The 24244-nt window shown below is 48.2% G+C and carries 19 protein-coding genes; 4 read left to right on the top strand and 15 right to left on the bottom strand.

The annotated features are described in order from the left end of the window. The first annotated feature begins 33 nt into the window (after positions 1–33). Positions 34–1344, top strand: coding sequence for an Nramp family divalent metal transporter (locus tag KME11_13415; GenBank protein MBW4516207.1), 1311 nt, complete (start codon positions 34–36; stop codon positions 1342–1344). A gap of 14 nt (positions 1345–1358) precedes the next feature. Here KME11_13415 and KME11_13420 read toward each other — a convergent pair whose 3' ends face one another. Beyond that, on the bottom strand, positions 1359–1667 hold the full coding sequence (locus KME11_13420) for a hypothetical protein (protein MBW4516208.1): 309 nt from the start codon (positions 1665–1667) through the stop codon (positions 1359–1361). Positions 1668–1855: 188 nt separating this feature from the next. Here KME11_13420 and KME11_13425 point away from each other — a divergent pair, with 188 nt between their 5' ends. Further along, positions 1856–3334, top strand: a complete 1479-nt coding sequence (locus tag KME11_13425) for a nucleoside:proton symporter (protein MBW4516209.1) — start codon at positions 1856–1858, stop codon at positions 3332–3334. A gap of 70 nt (positions 3335–3404) precedes the next feature. On the opposite strand, the gene KME11_13430 is transcribed toward KME11_13425, so the two are convergent. From KME11_13430 to KME11_13470, 9 genes are all read right to left on the bottom strand, one after another. Further along, positions 3405–4298 (bottom strand): DUF4351 domain-containing protein, encoded by an 894-nt coding sequence (locus tag KME11_13430; GenBank protein MBW4516210.1) that lies wholly within the window; start codon positions 4296–4298, stop codon positions 3405–3407. A 2-nt stretch (positions 4299–4300) separates the two neighbouring features. Next, positions 4301–6004: a hypothetical protein gene (locus tag KME11_13435; GenBank protein MBW4516211.1), complete on the bottom strand. Its 1704-nt coding sequence runs from the start codon at positions 6002–6004 to the stop codon at positions 4301–4303. Positions 6005–6089: 85 nt separating this feature from the next. After that, positions 6090–8360, bottom strand: coding sequence for a hypothetical protein (locus KME11_13440; GenBank protein ID MBW4516212.1), 2271 nt, complete (start codon positions 8358–8360; stop codon positions 6090–6092). Positions 8361–8646: 286 nt separating this feature from the next. Beyond that, positions 8647–9057: a cobalamin biosynthesis protein gene (locus tag KME11_13445; protein ID MBW4516213.1), complete on the bottom strand. Its 411-nt coding sequence runs from the start codon at positions 9055–9057 to the stop codon at positions 8647–8649. Between the two features lie 49 nt (positions 9058–9106). Beyond that, the gene (locus tag KME11_13450; protein ID MBW4516214.1) at positions 9107–11608 is read right to left on the bottom strand and encodes a U32 family peptidase; all 2502 of its coding nucleotides are present in this window, start codon (positions 11606–11608) and stop codon (positions 9107–9109) included. A gap of 29 nt (positions 11609–11637) precedes the next feature. Next, on the bottom strand, positions 11638–12825 hold the full coding sequence (locus KME11_13455; GenBank protein ID MBW4516215.1) for a class I SAM-dependent rRNA methyltransferase: 1188 nt from the start codon (positions 12823–12825) through the stop codon (positions 11638–11640). 113 nt (positions 12826–12938) lie between these two features. Continuing rightward, on the bottom strand, positions 12939–13163 hold the full coding sequence (locus tag KME11_13460; protein ID MBW4516216.1) for a type II toxin-antitoxin system HicB family antitoxin: 225 nt from the start codon (positions 13161–13163) through the stop codon (positions 12939–12941). Continuing rightward, complete coding sequence (locus KME11_13465; GenBank protein MBW4516217.1) at positions 13160–13375, bottom strand: type II toxin-antitoxin system HicA family toxin; 216 nt, start codon at positions 13373–13375, stop codon at positions 13160–13162. The genes KME11_13460 and KME11_13465 overlap by 4 nt, the downstream gene beginning before the upstream one ends. 52 nt (positions 13376–13427) lie before the next feature. After that, the gene (locus tag KME11_13470; GenBank protein ID MBW4516218.1) at positions 13428–14009 is read right to left on the bottom strand and encodes a Uma2 family endonuclease; all 582 of its coding nucleotides are present in this window, start codon (positions 14007–14009) and stop codon (positions 13428–13430) included. A 187-nt stretch (positions 14010–14196) separates the two neighbouring features. Between KME11_13470 and KME11_13475 the strand changes: the two genes are divergently transcribed. Beyond that, positions 14197–16761: a helix-hairpin-helix domain-containing protein gene (locus tag KME11_13475; GenBank protein ID MBW4516219.1), complete on the top strand. Its 2565-nt coding sequence runs from the start codon at positions 14197–14199 to the stop codon at positions 16759–16761. Positions 16762–16818: 57 nt separating this feature from the next. Here the strand turns inward: KME11_13475 and KME11_13480 are convergent, their stop codons facing one another. Then, positions 16819–18150: an ATP-binding protein gene (locus KME11_13480; protein ID MBW4516220.1), complete on the bottom strand. Its 1332-nt coding sequence runs from the start codon at positions 18148–18150 to the stop codon at positions 16819–16821. Positions 18151–18267: 117 nt separating this feature from the next. Here KME11_13480 and KME11_13485 point away from each other — a divergent pair, with 117 nt between their 5' ends. Beyond that, on the top strand, positions 18268–18579 hold the full coding sequence (locus KME11_13485; GenBank protein ID MBW4516221.1) for a TMEM14 family protein: 312 nt from the start codon (positions 18268–18270) through the stop codon (positions 18577–18579). Between the two features lie 381 nt (positions 18580–18960). Here the strand turns inward: KME11_13485 and KME11_13490 are convergent, their stop codons facing one another. The 4 genes from KME11_13490 to KME11_13505 form a co-directional block, all read right to left on the bottom strand. Beyond that, the gene (locus KME11_13490; GenBank protein ID MBW4516222.1) at positions 18961–19341 is read right to left on the bottom strand and encodes a Mo-dependent nitrogenase C-terminal domain-containing protein; all 381 of its coding nucleotides are present in this window, start codon (positions 19339–19341) and stop codon (positions 18961–18963) included. Positions 19342–19837: 496 nt separating this feature from the next. Further along, the gene (locus KME11_13495; protein ID MBW4516223.1) at positions 19838–21676 is read right to left on the bottom strand and encodes a ribonuclease J; all 1839 of its coding nucleotides are present in this window, start codon (positions 21674–21676) and stop codon (positions 19838–19840) included. Between the two features lie 181 nt (positions 21677–21857). Beyond that, positions 21858–22748 carry a 4-hydroxy-tetrahydrodipicolinate synthase gene (gene dapA, locus KME11_13500; GenBank protein MBW4516224.1) on the bottom strand — a complete coding sequence of 297 codons (891 nt, stop codon included), beginning with the start codon at positions 22746–22748 and terminating at the stop codon, positions 21858–21860. 47 nt (positions 22749–22795) lie between these two features. Next, positions 22796–23839 (bottom strand): aspartate-semialdehyde dehydrogenase, encoded by a 1044-nt coding sequence (locus tag KME11_13505; protein ID MBW4516225.1) that lies wholly within the window; start codon positions 23837–23839, stop codon positions 22796–22798. Positions 23840–24244 lie beyond the last annotated feature (405 nt).

The raw sequence follows: 24244 nt of genomic DNA on the forward strand, positions 1-24244 counted from the left end.
TGAATAATGAAAGAATTATGAAATCACCTTCCTATGGCTGACTCGTCCCAACCACCAAGCCTTCCCGAAGTCCACCGTAGCATCCCCATTCCCGAGAAAGGATTTTGGCGTAAGCTTTTAGCCTACGCTGGGCCTGGGTATCTCATATCGGTTGGGTATATGGATCCTGGCAATTGGGCGACTGATATTGCTGGCGGGTCACGATTTGGCTACACCTTACTCAGCGTAATATTGCTATCGAACTTGATGGCAATGCTATTGCAAGCCCTTTGTGTTCGGTTGGGAGTTGCCACTGGAAAAGACTTAGCCCAAGCCTGTCGAGATTACTTCGGCAAACGAACTAGCTTTGTTCTCTGGATACTCTGCGAAATTGCGATCGCTGCCTGTGACCTAGCCGAACTTTTGGGCAGCGCGATCGCTCTTCAGCTTCTCTTCGGGCTACCGCTTGTGTACGGTGTCTGCCTCACTGCCCTTGATGTTTTCGCCTTACTCTTCCTTCAACACAAAGGCTTCCGCTATGTCGAAGCGCTGATCATTACTCTTGTAACCACCATCGGCATCTGCTTCACCGCCGAGACCCTCTTTGCCAAGCCTAATATGGGTGGAATTTTGCAAGGCTATATTCCCAATGTCGAAATTTTACGCAACCCAGAAATGCTGTACCTGGCGATCGGCATTTTAGGGGCAACCGTCATGCCCCATAATCTCTATCTCCATTCTTCCATTATTCAAACTCGCCAATGGCAACCCACCGAACAAAAACGCTGGGAAGCTATCAAATTTGGCACCCTCGATTCAACCATTGCCCTGTTGTTAGCGCTGTTCATCAACTCCGCTATCTTAATTGTGTCTGCGGCTGTGTTCCACGCTTCTGGAAATCAACAGGTTGCCGAAATTCAGGATGCTTATCAGTTGCTTTCCCCCTTGGTTGGGGTAGGAGCCGCAAGCACTATCTTTGGTTTAGCCTTACTCGCCTCTGGGCAAAGTTCGACCCTAACTGCTACTCTGGCAGGGCAAATTGTCATGGAAGGGTTTGTGCGACTGCGGATGCCTGCATGGCTGCGGCGCTTGGCGACTAGGCTATTGGCTATGGTTCCAGCGCTGATTGCTGTGATCTGGTTTGGAGAGCAAAGCACTGGGCAACTGTTAGTGTTGAGCCAGGTCATTTTGAGCTTGCAACTCTCGTTCGCAGTTGTGCCACTGGTCATGTTCACCAGCGATCGCCGCATCATGGGAGAATTCGTTAACCCTTCTTGGCTTAAAACTTCGGCTTGGGGCGTGGCGATCGTCATTATGGGATTAAATGGCTGGCTACTAATCCAAACTTTTCTAAGCTGGTTTTAAGCCTAACAAGTCGCCTAATTTTCAAATAGATTGCGATCGCCCCAAAACGGGTCAAAAGACGGATCGATGGCTTCTAAGAAATCAGGCTTTTTCAATTGAGTAGGAGGGCGATCGGTGCTCCATGCCCACCATGCTGTTTCGCACTTACACTTGTAAAACTCTTGCCACTTACGGCGATGCTCTGGATTGTAAACCGGCGATCGACGATTGATCCACACCTGAGTTGCTTCGATCGAAGCCGCACGACAGCTAGGACAACAGAAAGACTGGGCATGAATTGCAGGCTGAATCCAGTCAGGAGGAGTTGGAGCGAAAGCTTCCATAGCACACAGGGGATGAGGACATTTACATGGTACAAGGTTCGGAGAAAGGCAAGATGAGAGTTAAGCTTTAAAGTTCGCTACGTCACGGTCAGCAGAAAATTCAAAAGAGCAAGCGACTAAAGTTAGGACTTTGATGGGCAGGCTAAATCCTGTTCAGCTTATTCTGTTCTTGCGTTCCCTTAACTATTATGCCTATCCTCAATTTCGTCTCCTTCATCGGAATCTTTGGGCTATGTGCGATCGCTTGGTTATTCTCCGAAAACCGTAATCCCAAATATTTCCCTTGGCGAGTCGTCATTATGGGAATTGGCTTACAGCTTGTATTGGGCGCGCTTGTCTTTTCGGTGCCTGGTGTAAGAGACTTGCTGCAAATCTTTAGTAACTTACTCAATGTTCTATTTGATGCAGCAGACGCTGGAGCTAGGTTCATCTTTGGTCGGAATATTCTACCCTTACCCGGTCAAGAGCCTATTATCCTGTCGCCATTGGCAGAGGGTGCAAGCTGTGCACCCGATACGGCAGGGCAAGTAATACCTGGTTTTTGTGGCATCAAGTTAGGCTATATCTTTGCCTTTCGGGCATTACCCGCAGTCATTTTCTTTTCAGGATTAATGGGGCTGCTCTATAACCTGGGCGTTATTCAGGTCATTACCAATATCTTCGCTAAAGTTTTCTACACCGTGATGCGGCTGAGTGGGGCTGAAGCGTTAAGTGGGGCTGCCAATATTTTTGTCGGCATTGAAGCGGCGATCGTGGTTCGTCCCTTTCTCGCAAAAATGACCCGCAGTGAACTCTGTGCTATCCTTTCCTGCTGCTTTGGCACGGCAGCTTCTTCTACTTTAGCGATCTACGTCAATTTCCTCCGACCTGTGTTTCCTAATATTCTGGGACATTTGGTTTCCGCGTCCATTATGGCGATTCCAGCTTGCTTTGTTCTCTCCAAAATTTTGGTTCCCGAAACCGAGATCCCCTTAACCGCAGATGGCATTCCTAACGAAATGATGGCACTGGCACTCACTGATCATTCAGACCAGCCCGAAACCGTTGGCGGCGAACCGATCGAGCGCGTCAGCCCCATGGATGCCGCCATCTTAGGAGCGTTAGATGGGGTGAAAATGGCAGTGCCGATCGCCGCAATCCTGATTTTGATTTTGGGCATGGTCTATCTCATTAATCAAATCTTTGGCGGTTTGGCAGCGTTGCCCAGTCCCGTTGGTGATATCTTCAAAGTCGTCACGCTGCAAAATATTTTAGGAGCCTTGTTCTTACCCCTGACAGCGCTGTCAGGGGTATCTTTGAACTGGAACGAACTCTGGGAATCTTCAGTCATTATTGGGCGACGATTGTTTGAAACCGCTATTCCACCCTATCAAGCATTAGGTGCAGCGGCGGCTTTACCGACAGCAGAACGAGTCATTAGCGATCGCGCCGTCCTCATTATTAGCTATGCTCTCTCCGGTTTTGCCCACCTCGCCTCAGTGGGTATTTTTGTTGGTGGCACTGCTGCCCTTGCTCCTTCCCGCCGCAGAGAAATTACAGAACTGGGCTGGAAAGCGCTCTTTGTCGGCACGTTAGCCACCTATATGATTGCCTGTGTTGCCGGAGTATTTGATACAGGCAGCGCTAGCATTTTGGGTTCTCCAGCGGCTCTTACCTTAGTTAAATGACACACGAGAATTAAATGACACACGAGAATTAAATGACACACGATCGCTAGAGGCATCTCGAAGCGATCGCTCACTGCGCTAACCAAGTCTCTAGATCCGCCAAACTCACAAAATCTAGTAGTGCTTCGCCTAGTGCGTCCAGCCGCTCTAAAGGAAGCGCTTCGACTTGGGCTTGCATTGCTTGTGGCAAAGAACCCACACGCCGATTCAGTTGACGGAGAATGAGCGATCGCTCTCCCCGTTCAATTCCTGCTTCCATCCAGCTTGTCACGACTTCCATAACAACCTCTTTTTGACTTGGATCAATTTTATCAAGTTCCGTTTGAAATACCTCTTCTTCCTGCTGTTCTAGCCTTAAATAGGTATCTACAAACCCTGATATCATCTTTGCCTGAGCCGGATTCAGTCGCAGTCGAGCCATTTGCTTTAAGCACTCTAGCTTTACAAGGGGTCGCTCTTGTCGCTCCATCTTCATTTTTGCCATGAAGGCACTGGCAACCGGATTTTGTAGTTGGGCATACGCTTGCCAGTTCAAGTGGTTGAGCCGAATTGCTCGATAGTTAAACTGCAAAACTTCCCAATCAGAAAACTTAACTTTGTAAGTACGGTCACCTTCTTCACGCGGACTACGATGAGAAAAGATCACAATGGGATAAACAGGCAACTGATAAATGCGATGCAGTTGAGAAAAATAATTGAACATGCGGCGATCGAAGTTTTTACCGAACACGCCTTGATGCTCTAGATGCACGATAAAAAATGAGTCTTCGTTTAGAAACCTGGCTTTGACTACCACATCGGCTTCGTAAGTGTCGCCCTCAGTTAAGTCAGCGAAGATTTCTTGAGGTTGGAACTCCAGGGAATGGCGATCGAGATAGACGGCGACTTGAGGAAAAAACAAGTCGATGAATTCTGGAAAAAATTCCCCCAGTAATTCTTTAAAGGCATGATCATGATCTGGCATTGCTAAGCCTCTGCAAACACAGGTAGGGCTAATGGCTCTGCCAACTTCTGCTGAGTTGTGGTTAATAGCGTATCTAAATAGCTGCGTAAATGATTCCACTGATGGCGATTAGGACGATAGGTTTGATCAGGCTGCTTGGCAAACAAAGGAGCAAGCTGCACCGACTGGTAGTCAGGGTTAGCGCGTGAGTCGGAAGTGAGCCAAAGGGCATCAGGATCGGCGAGAGCAAAACCACTGGGTAGGTGTCCATCCAATAAAGCCAGAATGGGAGTATGGCAAACTTGGGTGTCAATGCCTTGGTGCTCTAATAAAATCATGATTTCAGCGATCGTCACAGGATGATTGGGGAAAACTCGCAGCAGTTCTTGCAGCAAATAGTAGTCGCTGTACTGGTGGCGGCAGCGATCGACAACCTGGCGATGCAAGGGCAGAACTGCTAACCCGTAAGCTACACGGCTACAGCTTGGGATACAAGTTTCTTGGGGTGATGAGGGGAGATCATAGGTGTCTTGAATAATAGTGGCGTTGGGCAGCTTTTGCCGCAGCCACCGAGCGATCGCCCCCAATGATGCCGTTCCGCCACTGCAAATCACTTGCTGAACAGCTAAAACAGGCGTTCCAGTTTGAGTTAGCAGCGCGTTCAGTTCGCGGTTTAACCGTTGCACATAAGGTAAAATTACCTGACTCGCGAGGTCTTGTCGCAGGATTGTTTTATAAACCTCTCCCAGTTTTAGGGTAAAGCTGCTCTGCTGCTGGAGCTTAATCTTGAGGTATTGTGCTGCCTCTAACAATGCCTGCCCTGCTGCCGAATCAGTCAACCGTTGGTGCAGTCGGTATCGCTGAGCCAGGTCAGGCTCACCAGGAGCAGGAAAAATTAAGTCATCAAAATAGATCTCTTCTAGAGAAATTTTCATATCTAGATCCACTTCGCCTGGTTCACCCATTTCCCGATTCAAAATGAGTTGACAAATAATATCTTGATCAATGCTACTGCCCGCGTAGGATAAGGTGCGAAATTGAAAATCTTTGTGGTGCAAAACTTGCGATCGACCGGGTAAATTGACCATTGCCATTTCTGTAACCGCGGCTCCTGCATGGAAAACCAAAGTTTCGCCCTGCCAATCGGCGTGATGCAAATGTACATCTTGTCCAGGATGCGGCGGCAACTGAATCTCTGCTCGATCGGCAGGACAGATGGCTGAAAGAAGAATCGCGATCGCCTCTTCAACTAAGAAAATTTGCTCAGGCTGTGCGACCAATCTCGCCCCCAAGACTGCCTCCCGCAGATTGAAGCTGTAGGTATCCGACCAACCTGCCGGGTAGCCAAGTACCACCGTTGCTAATTGCCGCATTGCCTGCTGAAAAGCTTTGTCTTCTAGCCCCATTGCCCCCGACAGCAGGGCAGCAGCATTAGGACAGTTGGGATTGAGAGTCATTAATAAACTTTGAAGAGACTGATGCACCCAACTCAGCGGGAACTGGAGATGATCAGCGCCTTGCAACATAGGCTCCCACCGAGACAGGGTTGGGGAGTAGTGAGGAATGCCCAACTTGAGGTAGGGCTTAAAGTTCTTTAAGACAAACTCTGGAGTGTCGGCTGTGGCGGCTAGAGCAACGGCAGCAGGGAGACAAAATTTTCGGCGATCGCCTGGCTGCTGGCTATGCCAATAGAGAGGATAAAGCTGACGAGTTTCACGGTTTAGCAAAACGGCTGAGATCCCCGTCGTGCCAATGTCAATTCCGAGATGCCAAGCTTTAGAAGCTGACGGGGAGGATGGGTGGCTCGCTCGATCACCCCCGTCCTGGACGGTGCTCTTCTCTAGAGTGCGATCTTTTTTTTTTGAGCAGTTCCTCCAACTCAGGCGATCGTCCGTCTAACTCTAGATCAGGAGATGGCTCAAATAATTCATCGTCTAACCCATCAAACGAAAAGGCATTGAACTCTTCAGGGTCTTCAGTCAAGAACGCTTCACGGTCGATTGGAGTAGATGAATGATCTTGCGGCATAGAAGTTTGGGGGGGAGATGCAGAAATAGATTCTGGGAGAACAGAGGTTTCTAAAGATAAGCCAACTTCCGAGTCAGGTGGATCAGAAACTGAAAAGTCAAAGTTGTTGAGGTCGAACTCTGTGGAGGATTGTGGTAGCAGGGTAGGATCAGCAGATTGCGGTAAGCCGACGGGATGCCCAGTCTCATCATCAAACAGCGTCATGTCCGCTTGAACTTGAACAGGTGAAACTTGAGGCAGATCAAAAATAGAATCGGAGAACTCTAGGTTTGATAAATCTGATTCCAGCAACTGACGCGTATCTTCTGGCAGAGCTTCTAAGTCAAGCATTGCAGGCGGAGCTGCATCTAGCAACAGACTTTCTTCAGGGTGAGCGGGTTCATAGGTGTTTTCTTCAAACTGTTCATCGATTTGAGAGGAAACAGTTGAGGGATCACCCATAAGATCAGAGAGAGAGGCGATCGCATCAGGGGGAGTTGACTCTGGGTCAGCAGTGACTTCTTGCAGAGGTGTCGCCGAGATCCCTTGCGGATCTCTCGAAGATCTCGTGGCTGGCTCAGGGTCAGGAACCTTCAGCAAAAATATTTCGACCGATTGAGATAACTCAGCATCAGAAAATTCTGGAGGAGGCGCTGCTTCTGCTTCAACGACCTCTGCTGGATCACCCATGCCTGAGAAAAACAAGTCACTTAGCTCAGCTATCTCTGCGATCGGAGTTTCTGTCTCTACCACTGCTTCGACTGGAGTCACAAATTCAGCAGTAAGCTCAACTGCTACTTCCCCAGCTTCCACTTCTACCCTATCTCCAAACAAACTTTGGTAAAGCTCATCATCAGCTTCCGAGTCATCAACCTTTGACGATTCGGCACCTGCACTTAATTCTTCAACACCCCTGCCGTTCAGTTGGTTCAACAAATCCATCGCCGAAGATAAGTCTTCAGTTAAGTCCTCAGTCTCAGCATTAGGGGGTGCAGTTGAAATTGAGGGCAACGGCTCTAAACTTTCCTGAAACAGAGTAATGTCTTCTGCATTGGTTGAATCTAGATGGTGCTGAAGTAGGGTAATTTCATCGTCATAAAAGCTGAGGGGGGCATCATCAGTCGAGAGGTCTAAAGGCTCTAAACCAAGGTCTGACTGATCCAAATCAGGAGTTTGACTAGCTGGGTTTAAGCCATTTAGTTCTCCTAAAAGTTGATCAATCTCAGTATCTACAGAAGGGGAACTCGTACCTAAACTAGGCGCTTCGACCTGAAGGGAAGATTGCAAGTAGGTTGAAGTTTCGCGCCCTAAATGTTCTGCCAAGCGATTGACCAACGCCGAAAACATTGCCTCACCCTGCTGCCCCAAGGTGTGCATTCGATTCAAGCCTTGCTCTAACGAATCCTCGTAGCTATTAATGTTAGCGTGCATGGATTCAAAAATGATGCGAATGGCTGAATCGAGGCGCATCATAAGCTGATCAGATTGGGCTTGTAGACGCTGCATGTGCTGGAGCCGCTGGGCTGGGCTAAGAGCATCGCCATCGCCCAAGAAGGGCTGATCAGCAGGCGTTTGCGCCGATAAACTTGCCAGCATATTGGCGACTTGCCCCGTCAAGTTTTCTTGCAACTGCTGCATAGAAGACTGAAGAAACTCAGACACAAATTGCTGATTAGCGGCAGGTAAAGACTGCTGCCGCTGTGCTTCAAGCTGCTGAACTTCTTGTGCCAATGCCGATCGCCGCTGTTGCAATGCATCAATGTCTGAGCGCAAAGGCTGGAGCATATTAGTGCGCAAATAATTCATTTCCTGCAAAACAGCTTGCAAAACCTGTTGAGCAGTTTCAACCGACTGCCCCGTCATTGCGCCAGGGGCAGTACTGCCTGTTAACGGTCTATCCTCTGCTTCCCGTGTCTGTTGTTGTAGCACTACTAGGTAGCTGCGGGTTTGTTGCAGCACCTGGCGCTGCTGGTCTACCTCACCAGATTGCAGCCAAGGAAAACGAGGGATGCTTTTACGAAGCGCCTCGTCAATTTGTCGAATGAGTTCTTGAATTTGGACAGTTTGCGGAGTCACTATTGAATCCTTTGTATTAAGCTTGACGGGCGTGTAGCTAGACTGACGGGAAGCAATACAGGAAGCAGAGGGTAAAGGATTGGCATAGCTGCCCAAATATTAACGCCATCCCCCGTGACGGGATCAAAATAATGCTTCGATGAATGGTAATTCAGGAGATGTCATTTCTTTTACATCTTTCTACTTAAGTTGAATGGAGCTTTCAGGAAAGTCTAGCGCTTCTCTACTAATCTGTTTTGATGTGGTAACTCAGATTTAGGAGTGACATGGATTAAAGATACAAAAGTTAAGATTGAGCGATCGCCACTGTCACGCCGCCTAAGTAATCTTCATGACGAAAGGTCTGTTTCGTGACACAAAGGTTTGCCCCAAGAGGTGCAGCTAGAAGGGCAGCCGCTTCGGCAACGCTAGGGCAACCCACTAAGGCTTGGGTACGGGGAGAGGAGCAAGTGGTGGGAATTTGGCTCAACTCGGCGGCGGTGAAGCTCAACAGGGAAAGATGGCGATCGCGGCAGTATTCTACTAATCCTGCTTCATCGGCTTTGCGATCGAGGGTGGCAATTGCGGCGATCGCAGTTTCGAGGAGATGATGACTTTGGCAGACCTGGGCGATCGCCAGTTCGATGAGTAAGCGAGAGGAATGGCGCTGACAGCCAATGCCGACCCAGAGTGTTTTTGGCAGGTGGGTTTTTGGCATAGGGTTAAATTTTCTGACTGACTGTTTTAAAGAATCTACTTTAAAGAATTTACCGTGATGCGGTTCCACGAGTCACCCCGAGTTGATTCTGCACTTTCAACGCTCTCCAAAGCTGAGAACCTGAGATTTCTCCTTGCAAAAGCTGACGGTAATAGTGAAGAGTTTGTATGACTTGCTCGGGGCTTTCATCTACAAATTCAACGCGGAAATGATGCACTCCTAAATTTTGAAGCTGTGAAACATATTCTGCGCCCGTTTGAGCCGTCGCATTAAATACAGTATTACGACACCCTGCATCAGCTTTGAGAACGTGCTGTTTCCCTGTGCGATCGAGCAACTTCACCTCGTGTTGTTCACAGGGGCGACCACAATTTGTATAATCAGTTCCCTGTGACATGAATGCACAAAAGACACAATGCTCCATATGAAACATCGGCATATGCTGGTGGATAGTGATTTCAAACCAATCGGCAGGACAGCTTGTGATTAAATCTTTAAGTTGGTCAATATTGAGGTCATAGGAAGCAGTAAGGCGCTCCAAATTAAAGTGCTGCTTCAAGTAATCGGCAGTCAGACCGTTGGCAACGTTAAGGGAAAAGTCTCCCAGGCAGCGCGCGGCTTTGCCGTTACCGCAAGGGTCGCCTGCAAAAAATTGAAGCTGATCATAATTTCGCACTAAATATCCATCGGCTTCGCTATCGCGCACTTGCTGTAAAATCCAGTTCTCTCCCGGTTTTGTAATTCGAGGAGGGGCGACCCAAATCTGTTGATGATGGGAGTGCGCTAGGGTGACGGCATCTCGGTAAGTTCGGGGATCTTCAAATTCGCAGTAGACCGTGGAAATATCAGATTCTACAACGGCTTTAAGCTGCTCAAAAGTGCGAACTAACGGTACGAGGGAGGGGTAATGCGATCCCTTGCGGATATCTCGAAGAGCTCGCCCGGATAAATTCTCTGCTATCTGAGGGTAAAGGGTAAGACGGGATGCATTAGGGTTGAGTTGCCATTGTTTGGGGCGCGATCGCAGTTCTTCTAGACCGTTCACAATTTCTCGTCGTAACCGATTCAGTTCACTGACTGGAATCATGACCTTACCTGTAATATGATTCGTTAATTTTTCCAGATAAAAAGGTGTGTTTCCTAGTCGTCCTAATTGTTCTTCTAGACGTTCTGAAGTCAGATGTTTGTTGTGCGCCTCGACCAAAGGCATAGTAGATTCGACCTGGGTGATATTTCCTTGTTCATCACGGGCGATCGCCACTAAGTTCTGTCCAATCTCGCCGTGGATTTCTAGCTGAATAGAACGTTGAAACTGAGGGATTTCTGTATTAAAACTTTGGCGAAGATGGCGATCGAGTTCAGGATCGCTCGTTTTCCAAACCTTGTTCCCTACTTCAATTTTGCGGAAGTTCAACGCATCTCGTCCAAAGCTCAAAACTGCATTCTGTCCTCGTTGTTCAACCGTGTAAATTCTACCGCCCTCTTCCTTCGCCTCTGGATGTCCGGAATCAAACACAACACCATCTCCGGCTTTGGGAAATTCCTGTACTTGTACCGTTACCTTTTCATTGCGAATTTCTGTGACTTCTCCCAGGTAAAAGCCTCGTTTTTTGCCAAACCGAGCGTGAACTAATTCTTGGTTGTTAATTCCTTCAAACCAGCCTGTATAAAGACCGCGAGAGAACGCCATTTCCAGGTTATATTGCTCTTCTGAAAGCACCGTATGTTCTAAATTAGCCATGATCCGATCTAACGCTTTGCGATAAACCTGAGTGACGTTAGCCACATATTCTGGCGTTTTCAAACGACCTTCGATTTTAAGGCAAGTTACTCCTGCTTTTACCAGTTCGGGTAGAACTTCTAGACCCGCTAAATCTTGAGGACTGAGAAGATATTTGCGATCGCCCAAATCCAACAATTTTCCATCTACCACCAAGTCATAAGGCATCCGGCAAGCCTGCGCACATTCTCCCCGATTCGCCGATCGTCCGCCCAAAGCCTCGCTCGTCAAACATTGTCCCGAATACGCGACACACAACGCGCCATGCACAAACACTTCTAACGGCAGTTCAACCGCTTGCTGAATTTTGTTGATTTCTTTAATAGAACACTCACGAGCCAGCACCACCAATTGACAACCCAACGCTTGGGCAAACTTCACACCCGCCGCGCTGGTAATGGTCATTTGCGTAGAAGCGTGAATGGGAAAATCTGGTGACAGGTGACGAATCAGGCGACAGATGCCAATGTCTTGCACGATCGCCGCGTCTACTCCGGCTGCAATCATAGAGCGTAAATACTGCTCGGCTTCAGCCAGTTCGCTAGGAAAAATCAGCGTGTTGAGCGTGACATAGCCCTTAACTCCCCGACGATGCAAAAACGCCATCAGTTCGGGCAAATCTGCCTCGGTAAAATTTTGCGCCCGCATTCTGGCATTAAACCGATCCAAACCAAAATAAATGGCATCGGCTCCATTTTCCACAGCGGCTTTGGCACAGTCCCAGTATCCGGCTGGAGCAAGGAGTTCGGGGCATTTGAGAGCAGAAGGCATGGGGGCGATCGCAAGAGAACCTCTTCATCCTATCGCACTCGTCCGACGACAAACTTGAGGTAACGCCCTTCGGGAAATTGGGCTGGGACGGGATGATCGAGCGGCTGTCCGGCTTCGTGGATAATTTGCAGGCGATGTCCGGTACTGGCTCCGGCGGCGGCGATCATTTCCTTAAATGCGTCGGGGTTAACTTGGCTAGTGCAGCTTGCGGTTGCTAATAAGCCGCCAGGGGTAACGCATTGCAGGGCAAGGGCATTGAGTTTGGTGTAGGCACGGAGAGCGGCGTGGCGATTTTGCTTGGTTTTGGCAAAGCTGGGCGGGTCGAGAATTATTAAGTCGAAGCGCTGTTTTTGTTCGACGTAGCGACTGAGTAAGGTGAAGCAATCTTCGGTGATAAAGGTATGGCGAGATTCGTCTAATTGATTGAGATGAATATTTGTCGTTGTGGCTTGTGCTAGCGATCGCCCTACATCTACACTGACCACTCGCTTTGCTCCGCCTCGCAGGGCATACAGTGAAAAGGCTCCCGTGTAGGAAAAGCAATTCAGTACTTCCCGGTCTTGACTCCAACCTTCTAAAAACCGCCGATTTTCTCGATGATCCAGGAATAGTCCAGTTTTTTGTCCGGTCTGCAAATCTACCTGAAACTTTAGATGATGTTCTTGTACCGTCAAATCTTTCGGCGCGGCTTGTCCCCAGAACAACCTGCCTTTACCGGATTCTTCATCTCTTTCTTCGGGCAAATCAGCAGAGTGCTTGGTTCGTAGAATAATGCCTTTGAGAGAATAGGTGGCGATTAACGCAGCAACCAGATCCTCTAGAAGTCTGGCAGCGCCTTCCATGTAGGTTTGAATCACGGCATAGTCGCCATATAAATCGACCGTTAGTCCAGGTAGCCCGTCACCTTCGCCAAACAGCCAGCGGTAGGCGGTGCAGCCCTGTTGCCGGAGGGGCGATCGCAGTTCCCAGGCAGCTTGCACTTGGTCATAAAACCATTTTTTGTCGGGCACCTGCCGTTCTGAAAAAATCCGAATGGCGATCGAACCGTTGGCATCCCACAATCCATATCCTGTCCACCCCCCGCAGCGCACCTTCACCCAAGTTCCCGATGGAAAGCGAACTGAGGGCGGCACATGGTTGCGGTAAACCCACGGATGTCCTTGGGCGAGGCGTTGTTTGAGGTGCGTGGGTAGTTGAATGTCTGGGGCTTTGGGCATGGGGTGATGAGTGGAGCGATCGCGGGGATGGGATTAATTTCTTCAAGTTGCTGTTGTGGATTCTGATACTACCTCTAAAAGTTTCATCGTAATGCGATCGCCCCCTCTTCTCCTTACGCTGCTTGCAAAGTTTGCGGTTGAGGTAGGAGCCTTCCCTCGGCTTCATAACTTTCGATGATTAGTTCCAGCACCTCTTGAGCATTTTTGAGCGCCTCTTCGTAGGTGTCACCGTGGGTAAAATACCGCTGAATCTCTGTCGAAAATTCTGGCAGTTCAACTAGGTAGCAGTCATCCTCATCAGACCAAGCAATATTTACTCGATATTTAAGTTGGCTCATTCGTTTTGTTCCTTTTCATCTAATTGTTGTAACGCTGTATTTACCAATTTTTCTAAGTAGGGCTTTGCGTCTTGGCTATCTTTCCCAGCCAGAGTAATTGGCAATTCTGGTAGTCCCGAATGAATCCAGCGTTCGTGGCTACCCCGGATTCGCTTACATTCAAAGCCAGCTTGACGTAGAATTGCCTTTAATTCCCTGATTTTCTTGGGCATATTTTTTCCAATTGTGCCAACTCTTTAACTGCAATTCCTCTGGTTAATGCTCTTAAAAATCCCATTCTTCAAACAAATCTGTGACAGGCATGGAGAAATCCGGCACCACATCCTCACCTTCTAACTGATCATGAGGACGCAACAAGCGATCGGGTTCCGGTGAATGGTAAACCAACACGTATTTCTCATCGGGATGAATGACCCACACTAAACGAGTGTCATTGTTAAAATACTCCACAATTTTTTCGTGGATCTCTTCAACAGTGTTGCCAGGTGAGAGAATTTCGACCACTAGATCAGGAGAACCTTGAAAGAAGCCGCGCGGTGGACGCTTTAATCCCTTGAGCCGTTCTCTTGCCACAAAGGAAACATCGGGCGATCGCTTGTTACCCGTCTTTAAAGTAAACGCTGTACTAGAATCGCAGACGGCACCCAGCCTATTTTGCTGTACAAACGTTGTCAAAACTGCGACTAAAATACAAGCCACATAGCCATGCTCCATCCCCGAATTGCCCATATCCACCAACGCCTCATTCACTAACTCATAACGATGCCCATCTTTAGGCAACGCCATAAACTCCTCATCCGTCCAAGTCTTCTGATCAATAGAGATAGTTTTGCCAGAGATCGCCATAGTTCCAGCCCTCTCAGATTTTCCTCAATCGCTGTCTCCAGTTTCGCACTTTCAGTAAACCGCTACTCCCAAGTTATCCTCAAGTCAGAGATTCAAGCCATCTCTTGAGAATTTCATTGGCAGATTCTACTCCCAAGGATTGCTCGCGCTACTATATTGGGTGCATGAAATTACGACGCGCGATCGCATGATAAACATCCCTCAACTTTTGGCTGAAGAACTCTCCCTGCGCCCCGCCCAAGTTGCCAGCGCCCTAGAACTGTTGGCAGAAGGAGCAACGGTGCCCTTTATTGCTCGGTATCGCAAGGAGCGAACGGAGGAGATGAACGAGATTCAATTGCGGGATTTGTTCGATCGCTTTGCCTACCTCACCGAACTGGAAGAGCGAAAAGCCATCATTTTGAGATCGATCGCCGATCAAGGTAAGCTCACCGCCGACTTAGAAACCCAAATTACAGCTAGCCTGCTTAAAACCGAACTGGAAGATCTCTATCTGCCCTATCGCCCCAAACGCCGCACCCGCGCCACGATCGCCAAAGAAAAGGGACTAGAGCCATTGGCAGATTTTATCCGCGCCTTGAATCAGCCTAACGTCCAGACGGTGTTACTGGAACCGGAAGCCGCTAAGTTTGTTTCAGAAGAGAAGGGCGTAAAGACGGCAGAAGAAGCTTTGAGGGGCGCATCGGATATTTTGGCGGAGGAAGTGGCGGAGAAAGCAGCGTTACGGGCGTATTTACGCGATTATTTGACGGATTCGGGAATGTTTGTGTCGCAGATGAAGGGGGAACAGCCGGAGGGTTCGACTAAGTTTGAGATGTATCGCAGCTACCAAGCTAAAGTGAAGGCGATCGCCCCTCACAATTTGCTAGCACTTTACCGGGGAGAAGCGGAGGGCATATTAAACTTCGACTTGAACTTTGATGAAGAGCAGGTTTTGGCTTATTTAGACTCTGAAGAAATCCACAGCAAAGCCCCTGCCATTCGTACTTTTTATCGCGGGATGTTAAAAGATGCGTTCAATCGGCTGATGAAAACTTCGCTGATTGGAGAAGTGCGATCGGCGAAAAAGCTACAGGCTGATGTGGAATCGATTCAAACCTTTGAGGCGAATTTAAGAGAACTTTTGCTGTCTGCTCCGGCAGGCATGAAACCGACAATGGCGATCGATCCTGGTTTTCGCACGGGCTGTAAAGTTGCGGTGCTAGATCAGACAGGTAAGTTTTTGGAATACCAAACCATCTTTCCCCATCAGGCGGCAAACCAGCGGGTGCAGGCAGGTCTGGCTGTGAAGAAGTTGGTGGAAAAATATCAGGTAGAACTGATTGCGATTGGTAACGGCACTGCGGGACGAGAAACAGACGAGTTTGTGGAGGAAGTGCTGCAATCTTTAGACCTCAAGCCCGTGAAAGTGATGGTGAATGAGTCGGGGGCTTCCATTTATTCAGCCAGTGAAGTGGCGATCGCTGAATTTCCTGACCAAGATATCACGGTGCGGGGAGCTATTAGCATTGGAAGACGGCTGCAAGACCCGCTAGCAGAACTGGTGAAAATTGATCCGAAGTCTATTGGTGTGGGTCAATATCAGCACGACGTTGATCAGAAGCTGTTGCGCAAAAAACTCGATGAAACGGTGGAAAGCTGCGTCAATTATGTCGGTGTTGACCTGAACATGGCTTCAAAAGAACTCTTGACCTCGGTGTCTGGCATTACGGGGGCGATCGCTAATAACATCGTGGCGTATCGGAATGAGAACGGAGCATTTGGCGATCGGCGCACTCTTCTCAAAGTCCCTAAGCTGGGCCCTAAAGCCTACGAGCAATCTGCTGGTTTTCTGCGCATCCGGGGCGGCAAGAATCCTTTAGACAATACCGCTGTACACCCTGAAAGCTATGGTGTGGTCGAAAGCATGGCGAAAGATCTCAATGTCCCTTTAACCGACATGACCCAGGTGGCGGAACGATTAAAGCAAGCCGACCTAAAGAAATATGCGACGGATAAAGTGGGCGAACCCACCCTGCGAGACATTTTGGCAGAACTGGAAAAGCCAGGGCGCGACCCGCGTGCCGAGTTCAAATATGCCACATTCAAGGAAGGTGTGAAAGACTTGCGCGACTTAACCGTGGGCATGGAGCTAGAGGGCGTAATTACCAACGTGGCTAACTTTGGGGCATTTGTGGATGTTGGCGTGCATCAAGATGGGCTAGTCCATGTGTCGCAGCTAGCAGATAAGTTCGTCAGTGACCCGCAGCAAATCGTGAAGGTGGGGCAGGTGGTCAAAGTTCGGGTGTTAGAGATCAATGAGAGTCTGAAACGGATTAGCTTGTCGATGAAAGCGGGCGGTGAAGGCATATCGGGTAGAACTGGAAAGCCTACAACTCAGCCTATTGTCCATAAAAGCAAGCGATCGCCCCAAACTCTATCGCCCCAAACTCTATCTCAAAGCAAGCATCCAGAACAAAGCAGCGTTAACTCCACAGAAAACAACGTCAACTCAGCAGGAAATAGCGTCAACCCTACACAAAACAACGTCAACCCTACACAAAACAACGTCAACCCTACAAAAAACAACGTCAACCCTACAAAAAATAGCGTCAAGCTAACAGAAAATAGCGTCAAGCCAGTAGAAACCAACATCAACCCAGCAAAAAATAGCGTCAACCCCACACGAAACAACGTTAAGCCAGCAGAAAACCGACCTGCCGCCGATCCAACCCTAGAAGACTTGAAGGCGAAGTTTGGAAAGAAACGCTAAATCTAGCCGAATCTATTTTAGATTTTGGATTTCATGTAAAGTCCTAACCTCAGATCCCTAATGCGCTTGATCTGCCCGCAAAAAATCGACAAACTGCCTCGCTGTCCTCCCCGATCGCCCATTCTGTCGAGTTGCCCACTGCAACGCCCGAAACTCTAAATCCTTATCCCTAATCTCGATCGCCGCTTCCTTCACCAAATGACGGACAATTTCTAAATAGGTGGTTTGATCGGCAGGCTCAAAGGTCAGCGTTAAGCCAAAGCGATCGCTAAACGACAGTTTTTCCTGCAACGTATCCCAGTGATGAATCTCATCCGCATCTTTGGGTGTGGGGCGATCGCCGTAAAACTCCCGCACTAGATGCCGCCGATTGGAGGTCGCATACACCGCTACGTTTTCGGGTCGCGCCGTCAAGCTGCCTTCCAAGACCACCTTAAGCGCCTTAAATGACTCGTCATCTTCCTCAAAAGACAAATCATCGACAAAAATAATGAACCGATGGGGCACCAGACGCAACTGCTCGACGATCGTGGGCAGATCTTTTAAATTCGCCTTGCCCACTTCAATCAGCCGCAAACCGCGATCGCCATATTCATGCACCAAAGCCTTGACCAGCGAAGATTTTCCCGTGCCTCGACTGCCGTAAAGCAAAACATTCAACGCTGGGTAACCTGCCAGCAGCGCCTCCGTATTCTTCAGCAACGCCGCTCTAGGAATCTCGTAGCCCACTAGCGATCGTAGCCGAACTGGGTCAGGGTGGGCAATACCCGCAAATTGCCCGTTTTGCCAACGAAAGGCATGATGGGTTGCAAATACACCAACGCCAGCTTGGCGATAATAATCGGCTAAGTCGGGCAAAATTTCTGTCCAATCTTCTAATGTTTGGAATTGTCGCCAAAGATTTGAGTCGAGGGCATGGGTGGGAGCGATCTCTGCGAGATACCCGCAAGGGGTCGTCCACTCTACTAACGGTGCAGAAAACGAAAACCTAGCCTTCATCCAGAGGTTAAACTGATGACCGCTGCATTGATACAAGCTTTGTAGCCCTCGTAAATCCTGCCGTGCCGCCAAGACTAAAGCAGGTGGCAACTCGGACAAAGGCGATCCTTTGTGAGGTACTCGCTGTACCCCACGAGTAAAAGGATTATCTGCCCGCGTAATCTGCGTCAACAAATAATCCTGCCAGCTTAGCCCCGCCGCCGCCATCGTCCGAAACCATTGCCCATACGTTTCTAAACAAGCCAACTCATCCTTACTCTGCTGCCGAAACACTTGTAGCAACCGCAAAAATGCCTGCCCAATCTCATCATCGAAAACTGACTGATACAGCAGTAACGCTGCCACCTGACGCTGCAAAACCTCGATTGAAGCAGAAACAGACTCGCTCATTGATACCAGATGTTACAGAACATTGATTACAGACGAATTAGGGGTTGAACAATGAGAATATGAGCGAGGGTTGGCAACTCTCGCCAGCTTACAACTACCCTATCATTCTTATCCGCTATGACTCCCGGAACCATCGCAGCGATCGCTTATGCCATCCTCGCCATCATTGGCGGCATCATTGGCTACGCCCAAGTTCAGAGTAAAGTTTCCCTGATTTCTGGTATCGTTAGCGGCTTACTTCTCTTAGCCGGAGGTATTGCTCAACAGCAGGGCATGAGGTGGGGACTGCCGCTATCTGTTGCGATTACCGCGTTACTAATTGTCGTCTTCGCCGTGCGTTGGTTTAAAACCCGCAAGCTCATGCCAGCCGGACTTATGATTGCCGCAGGCATTGCAGCTTTAGCCGGAATGCTACTGCAATTTACCTAAATCTTAACTGTATCGACCTCAGAGCCTAGAACAAGCCTCAACCCAATAAGGTTTACTTTGGCTTATCAAAAGCGTGTAAGCTCGTTGCTTTGTCTGACGCATTAACGACCAATAGTTGATAAATTTCTCAGATTTGTAAGGAATCTGGGAAATTTTAGGCTACATAGATAGTCAAAACTTGTTTGAAAAATTCTCTTGACTGAGAGGATTTGCTCTATTGAGGTTTCGGTTCTGCCTTTAGCAGCCTCAATTAAAGTAATTCACAACCCCTTAATGGGGATACTGAAAGGTATCATCTTTACTTTGCCGATCGCGTTACCGTCGACTCTACTCGTATCAAGCCCCTTAGGACTTAAACAACCTCTCTAAAATCAAAGTTATCTAACAATAACTAGAGATGTCCTTGCCACAAACGTCTGCTAAGTAACAGAGTGCCCGAAAACGCAAAGCTACCACTTCATCGTAGACAGGATTCAGCTTACAGAGAGGTGGAATGTAGAGTAGGGTATAGCCTTTGAACTGCACACGTCTTTCAAAAGGGCATTGAGACGGAATTTGCTGACACAAGAAGTGAGCAAACCCTGCATCTTTGACTTCAATTTTGTTTAACCATTGCCGTACTGGAGAGAAAAGGTCGATCGCAGGCTTAGTGGATGGTGCCTTAGGAGGTACTACTGGGCTAGAGCTCGTATTGGTCTGGTTAACCCAACCCCAACTAACAAGGGTAGAGGTTTTTGTTTCGTCATTCTTTGATGAGTTCATCGTTCCTTCCTTGATTCCAACTGGCTAGTGACCTAGATGGGATAAATCACTCGTAAAGTTCCCTAATAGACTCATACACAGGTTAAAGCAGCTTTATCGGAACGAATTGTTAATACTTGAAGCCAGAAAAAGTAGTAAACCTAATACTTTTTCAAGAGCAGAAAAACCCTCGCCTCATCAAGTGTGTAGAAGGCTACACGTCGTTCATACAGCTTTAAGTGACATGGCTATTGTGTCCGAAGAAAATCGGATGGAAGTTCGTGGAAACACGGATTTTTGAGATTGATAAATCTTTGAAATAGGGCAGCTTCACCTGATATTTTACTGATGAAGTGTGACGGAAGCTACAGTTTTAAATGAGCCAAGACTCGACGTAAAAAAAAGAAATTGAAATAGTTTCGTTGTGATTTCCGCTTAACACCATAACACTCAAAAAGGCGACCTGTCGATCGCCTTTCCAAACTTTATTTGAACTTAAAGGGCAGCTACCAGATTATTAAGAAGCAACCTTTGCCGTCGATCGCTGTCTCCGAGAACTGCTTGGAGCAGTAGACTGGGGCGTTGGCAGCGGTTGCGTGGCTTGCGGACTTGATGGATGAGATGCGGAGGACTGTTGCCCTGAAGCCTGTTGGGTGGTTTGCATCATGAACACTAGCGTAGGACTAGATTGCAGTTCCCGTCGCAGTAACCGTCGTAAGTCAGCTTCGATGTCTGCTTGCAGCTTTACCCAGTTCACTTCAGCAGCTTTGCCATTACCCGAAGCGGGAGCGATTTCTGACCAACCATTTTTAACAACATTCTCAATGCTCTGAGACACTGCTTTTTCAAGGCGAGCCTTCTCAATGCTGGTCACAACACCGCGCAAATGTACTTCCGGCTTCGCGATCAATTCACCCGTCCAGTTGATAGTAGCAGCGACCGTAACAATCCCCTCTTCAGCCATCTGCTGACGCTCTTTGAGAACCCGCTCTTGAACAATTCCTGAGCGAGAAGCATCGACTAGTTCAATCCCTGAAGGCACCTTACCCGAAACCTGGATGCGATCGGGAGTCAGTTCCACAACGTCGCCGTTGTCGATAATAATCATGTTCTCTGCCGGAATACCCATACTCTGAGCAGTTTCAGAGTGCTTGACCAGCATCCGGTGCTCACCATGAACAGGGATAAAGAACTTAGGACGGGTCAGGGCAATCATCATTTTCTGATCTTCCTGAGCGCCGTGACCCGAAACGTGGATACCTTTATCCTTTCCGTAAACCACCTTTGCCCCCTGCATCATCAGTTTGTCAATTGTGTTGACAACGGCAATGGTGTTGCCCGGGATGGGATTTGCCGAGAATACGACTGTATCGCCCTCGCGGATTTTGACTTGGCGGTGATCCTGGTTGGCAATCCGAGTCATGGCTGCCATGGGTTCGCCTTGCGATCCAGTAGTCAGAATCAGAACATTATTATCTGGCAGTTTATTGACCATGTTGAGCGGTACAAAAACATCATCCGTGCATTTGATGTACCCTAAGTTCCGAGCATGGGCAATTACGTTCAGCATTGAGCGACCTAGCACCGCAACCGATCGCTTGTTCTTTTTCGCCAACTCCAAAATCATGTTGACGCGATGTACCGAGGAGGCAAAGGTCGTTACTAAGAGCCGTCCCGGAGCCTGGGAGAAAATACGATCGAGGTTAGGAAAAACTGCTCGCTCAGAAGGTGTAAATCCTGGCACTTCCGAGTTAGTAGAGTCACTGATGAGGCACAGCACACCTTTTTCACCATGCTCTGCTAAGCGCTGCAAATCAAAAGTTTCGCCATCTACAGGCGTATGATCAATTTTGAAATCGCCTGTGTGAATCACCACGCCCAAAGGGGTATGGATTGCCACCGTGAAGCTATCCGCCATGGAATGGGTATTGCGAATATATTCCACGAGGAAAGAGGCACCAATGCGAACCATGTCGCGGGGACGGACAGTGCGCAGTTCGGTGCGATCGGAAACGCCTGCCTCTTCTAGCTTGTCTTGCAGCAGCGCCATTGCCAAACGAGGCCCATAAATCACCGGAATATCGAATTGCTTGAGGTGGAAGGCAATGCCACCAATGTGATCTTCATGCCCGTGAGTGACGATCATGCCTTTAATTTTGTGGCGATTTTCCCGTAGATAGGTCATGTCAGGCAAGACAATATTAACTCCGTGCATTCCATCAGAGGGAAAAGCAAGCCCGGCATCTAAGAGGATAATCTCGTCGTTGTACTCAAACACGCAGGTATTTTTACCAATTTCGTGAAGTCCACCGAGAGGGATAACTTTTAATACGTCAGCTGAACCATTTTGACTCATGTGTGTCCTTAATTCTTCAAGGTGATTAGAAACTTTTGCAACGAAGGCGTTGCTAGAAAACAGAACCTTGAGTTCATGGAAATGACAGAACTCAGGGATAGAGAGAAAACTCTTTAGATGACCTATTTAGTTGTGAGCAAATCTGTGGGTGCGATCGCTTTTCTAAATTGCAAACAAGGCACTATACAGGAAGTAATCCTATTTCTTCCATGACTTTCCGAAGGATTTGATCAACATCAAGGGACTGATCTGCTAGAGGTGGGCGAGTATTGCCAACTTGCCATCCTTGTAGCCTTAGAGCGGCTTTCAAAGGAATGGGATTTGCAGTCACAAATAAAGCTTTGAACAGCGGGATAAGCTGTAAATGAATTTTACGAGCATCAAGAACCTGACCTTGTTCAAACGCCTGAACCATCTGCTGCATTAAATCTCCCACCAAGTGACTGGCTACACTGACTACTCCTTTTGCGCCCACTGCCAACATGGGTAGCGTCAAAGAATCATCACCAGAGTAAATGCCAAACTCGGGTGGAGTTGAACGTCGAACTTGACTCACTTGGTCAAGATTGCCACTGGCTTCCTTGATTGCCACAATGTTCGGAATTTTAGCAAGATGAATCACAGTTTCGGGTGCTAAATTTTGACCGGTACGTCCTGGAATGTTGTAAAGCATCATAGGTAGATCGGGACTGGCTTCAGCGATCGCCCGGAAATGCTGGTAAAGCCCATCTTGAGGAGGCTTATTGTAGTAAGGAACTACTTGCAGTGTCCCATCTAATCTTAGCTGATCTGCCTTTTGTGTGGCAGCGATCGCCTCTTGGGTAGAGTTTGACCCCGCCCCTGCGATAATTTTAGCTTTCCCAAAAATTGCTTTTTGAACCACTTGAAATAGTTCAAATTCTTCATCCCAAGTCAGGGTAGGCGATTCGCCCGTCGTCCCACAGACAACCAACGTATCACTGCCATGCTCAACTAAGTAAACGGCTAACCGCTCAGCTAAAGCATAGTCTACACTACCGTCCTTAGCAAACGGCGTGATCATTGCAGTCACCACACGTCCAAAATCTACCACACGTTACTAACTCCTCGATCGTCTAACTAAACTATTTTGATTTCTGACTAGGCAGTTACTGCCAGTTTTGTAGGGCGAATTAAGTCTTGTGCAACTAATAATTCAGCAATCTGGATTGCGTTCAAAGCTGCTCCTTTGCGAATCTGGTCACCACTCAACCAAAGTTCTAAACAGTTAGGGTCAGAAATATCTTGGCGAATCCGACCTACCAATACGGCATCTTGCCCACTTGCCTCGCTGGGCATAGGAAAGTAGTTCGCTTGCCAGTCTTCAACCAGCTTAACTCCCGGAGCTTGGCTCAAAATCTCACGGGCTTGAGTCACAGAAAAAGGTGACTCAAATTCTAGATTAAGGGCTTCTGAGTGGGCGCGCAATACGGGAACCCGTATACAGGTCGCGGTTACTCGGAGGTTGGGCGCTGAAAAGATTTTTCGAGTTTCATTAACCATTTTCATTTCTTCTTCACAATAGCCCCGATCGTCAATTGGAGTATTGTGGGGAAAAAGGTTAAAGGCTAAAGGATAGGGAAAGATTTCAGCTTTAGGTTCTTCTCCATTGAGAATCGCTTGTGCCTGTACTTTCACTTCTTCCATCGCTCTAGCGCCTGCACCACTGGCAGATTGGTAGGTTGCAGCCACAACTCGACGGATGGGCTGTACCTGATGCAGGGGGTAGATTGCAACTGCCATCAAAATAGTAGTGCAGTTGGGGTTAGCAATAATTCCTTGGTGCTGGGCAGCCGCCGCAGGGTTAACCTCTGGAATGACCAGTGGAACATCAGGACGCATTCGGAAAGCGCTGGAGTTGTCGATCATGACAGCCCCGGCTGCAATAATTTTGTTTGCCCAAGCTTTAGAAACAGAACCTCCAGCAGAGGCAAGAACTAAGTCAATATTGTCAAAGGAGCGATCGCCAACCGCTTCAACTACGTACTCTTTATCAGCAAGCACCAGCTTCTCACCTGCCGAACGAGGAGAGGACAGCAGCTTCAAGCTAGCCACCGGAAAATGACGCTCAGCCAGTAACTCTAAAAGCTCAGTGCCGACTGCTCCTGTCGCACCCAGAACAGCAACTCGATAAGTTTTAGGCAACCTCAATATCCTCCAATCAAACAACAAACAGTCTTTTTCTTGAAAACAACACTAAAATTTTTTGGAGTCACTCAATTACTAACCACAAGTGAGGTACATAGAAAACAGTGTAGAGGCGAGTCGAACGTTTATTGATTGCCAGATACAAAGCTTTAGGCGTAAGCCTTCCATTTAGGGTACGATTGCCCTTTTCTTTATTGAACCTTAGAGGGTTGAACCTTACTTATAAGTCTGCCAAGGTTAATATTTGGCATAGTAACACTGGGCGTGTATCGACTTAAGCGTACTTGCTTTCTCCAAATCATAGCGGATCTCTTACGCTTTTGAAGAAGACGATATTAAGAGATACATTACTATAATATCCCCAAATCCTGACTCCCTGCTGCGGAAGCATGACGAGATATG

The sequence above is a fragment of the Timaviella obliquedivisa GSE-PSE-MK23-08B genome (assembly GCA_019358855.1).
GTDB classification, from domain to species: Bacteria; Cyanobacteriota; Cyanobacteriia; order Elainellales; family Elainellaceae; genus Timaviella; species Timaviella obliquedivisa.

Coding starts and splice junctions, on each gene's coding strand:
- KME11_13415 (MBW4516207.1), top strand. CDS start 34: ATGGCTGACTCGTCCCAACCACCAAGCCTTCCCGAAGTCCACCGTAGC.
- KME11_13420 (MBW4516208.1), bottom strand. CDS start 1,667: ATGGAAGCTTTCGCTCCAACTCCTCCTGACTGGATTCAGCCTGCAATT.
- KME11_13425 (MBW4516209.1), top strand. CDS start 1,856: ATGCCTATCCTCAATTTCGTCTCCTTCATCGGAATCTTTGGGCTATGT.
- KME11_13430 (MBW4516210.1), bottom strand. CDS start 4,298: ATGCCAGATCATGATCATGCCTTTAAAGAATTACTGGGGGAATTTTTT.
- KME11_13445 (MBW4516213.1), bottom strand. CDS start 9,057: ATGCCAAAAACCCACCTGCCAAAAACACTCTGGGTCGGCATTGGCTGT.
- KME11_13450 (MBW4516214.1), bottom strand. CDS start 11,608: ATGCCTTCTGCTCTCAAATGCCCCGAACTCCTTGCTCCAGCCGGATAC.
- KME11_13455 (MBW4516215.1), bottom strand. CDS start 12,825: ATGCCCAAAGCCCCAGACATTCAACTACCCACGCACCTCAAACAACGC.
- KME11_13460 (MBW4516216.1), bottom strand. CDS start 13,163: ATGAGCCAACTTAAATATCGAGTAAATATTGCTTGGTCTGATGAGGAT.
- KME11_13465 (MBW4516217.1), bottom strand. CDS start 13,375: ATGCCCAAGAAAATCAGGGAATTAAAGGCAATTCTACGTCAAGCTGGC.
- KME11_13470 (MBW4516218.1), bottom strand. CDS start 14,009: ATGGCGATCTCTGGCAAAACTATCTCTATTGATCAGAAGACTTGGACG.
- KME11_13475 (MBW4516219.1), top strand. CDS start 14,197: ATGATAAACATCCCTCAACTTTTGGCTGAAGAACTCTCCCTGCGCCCC.
- KME11_13480 (MBW4516220.1), bottom strand. CDS start 18,150: ATGAGCGAGTCTGTTTCTGCTTCAATCGAGGTTTTGCAGCGTCAGGTG.
- KME11_13485 (MBW4516221.1), top strand. CDS start 18,268: ATGACTCCCGGAACCATCGCAGCGATCGCTTATGCCATCCTCGCCATC.
- KME11_13490 (MBW4516222.1), bottom strand. CDS start 19,341: ATGAACTCATCAAAGAATGACGAAACAAAAACCTCTACCCTTGTTAGT.
- KME11_13495 (MBW4516223.1), bottom strand. CDS start 21,676: ATGAGTCAAAATGGTTCAGCTGACGTATTAAAAGTTATCCCTCTCGGT.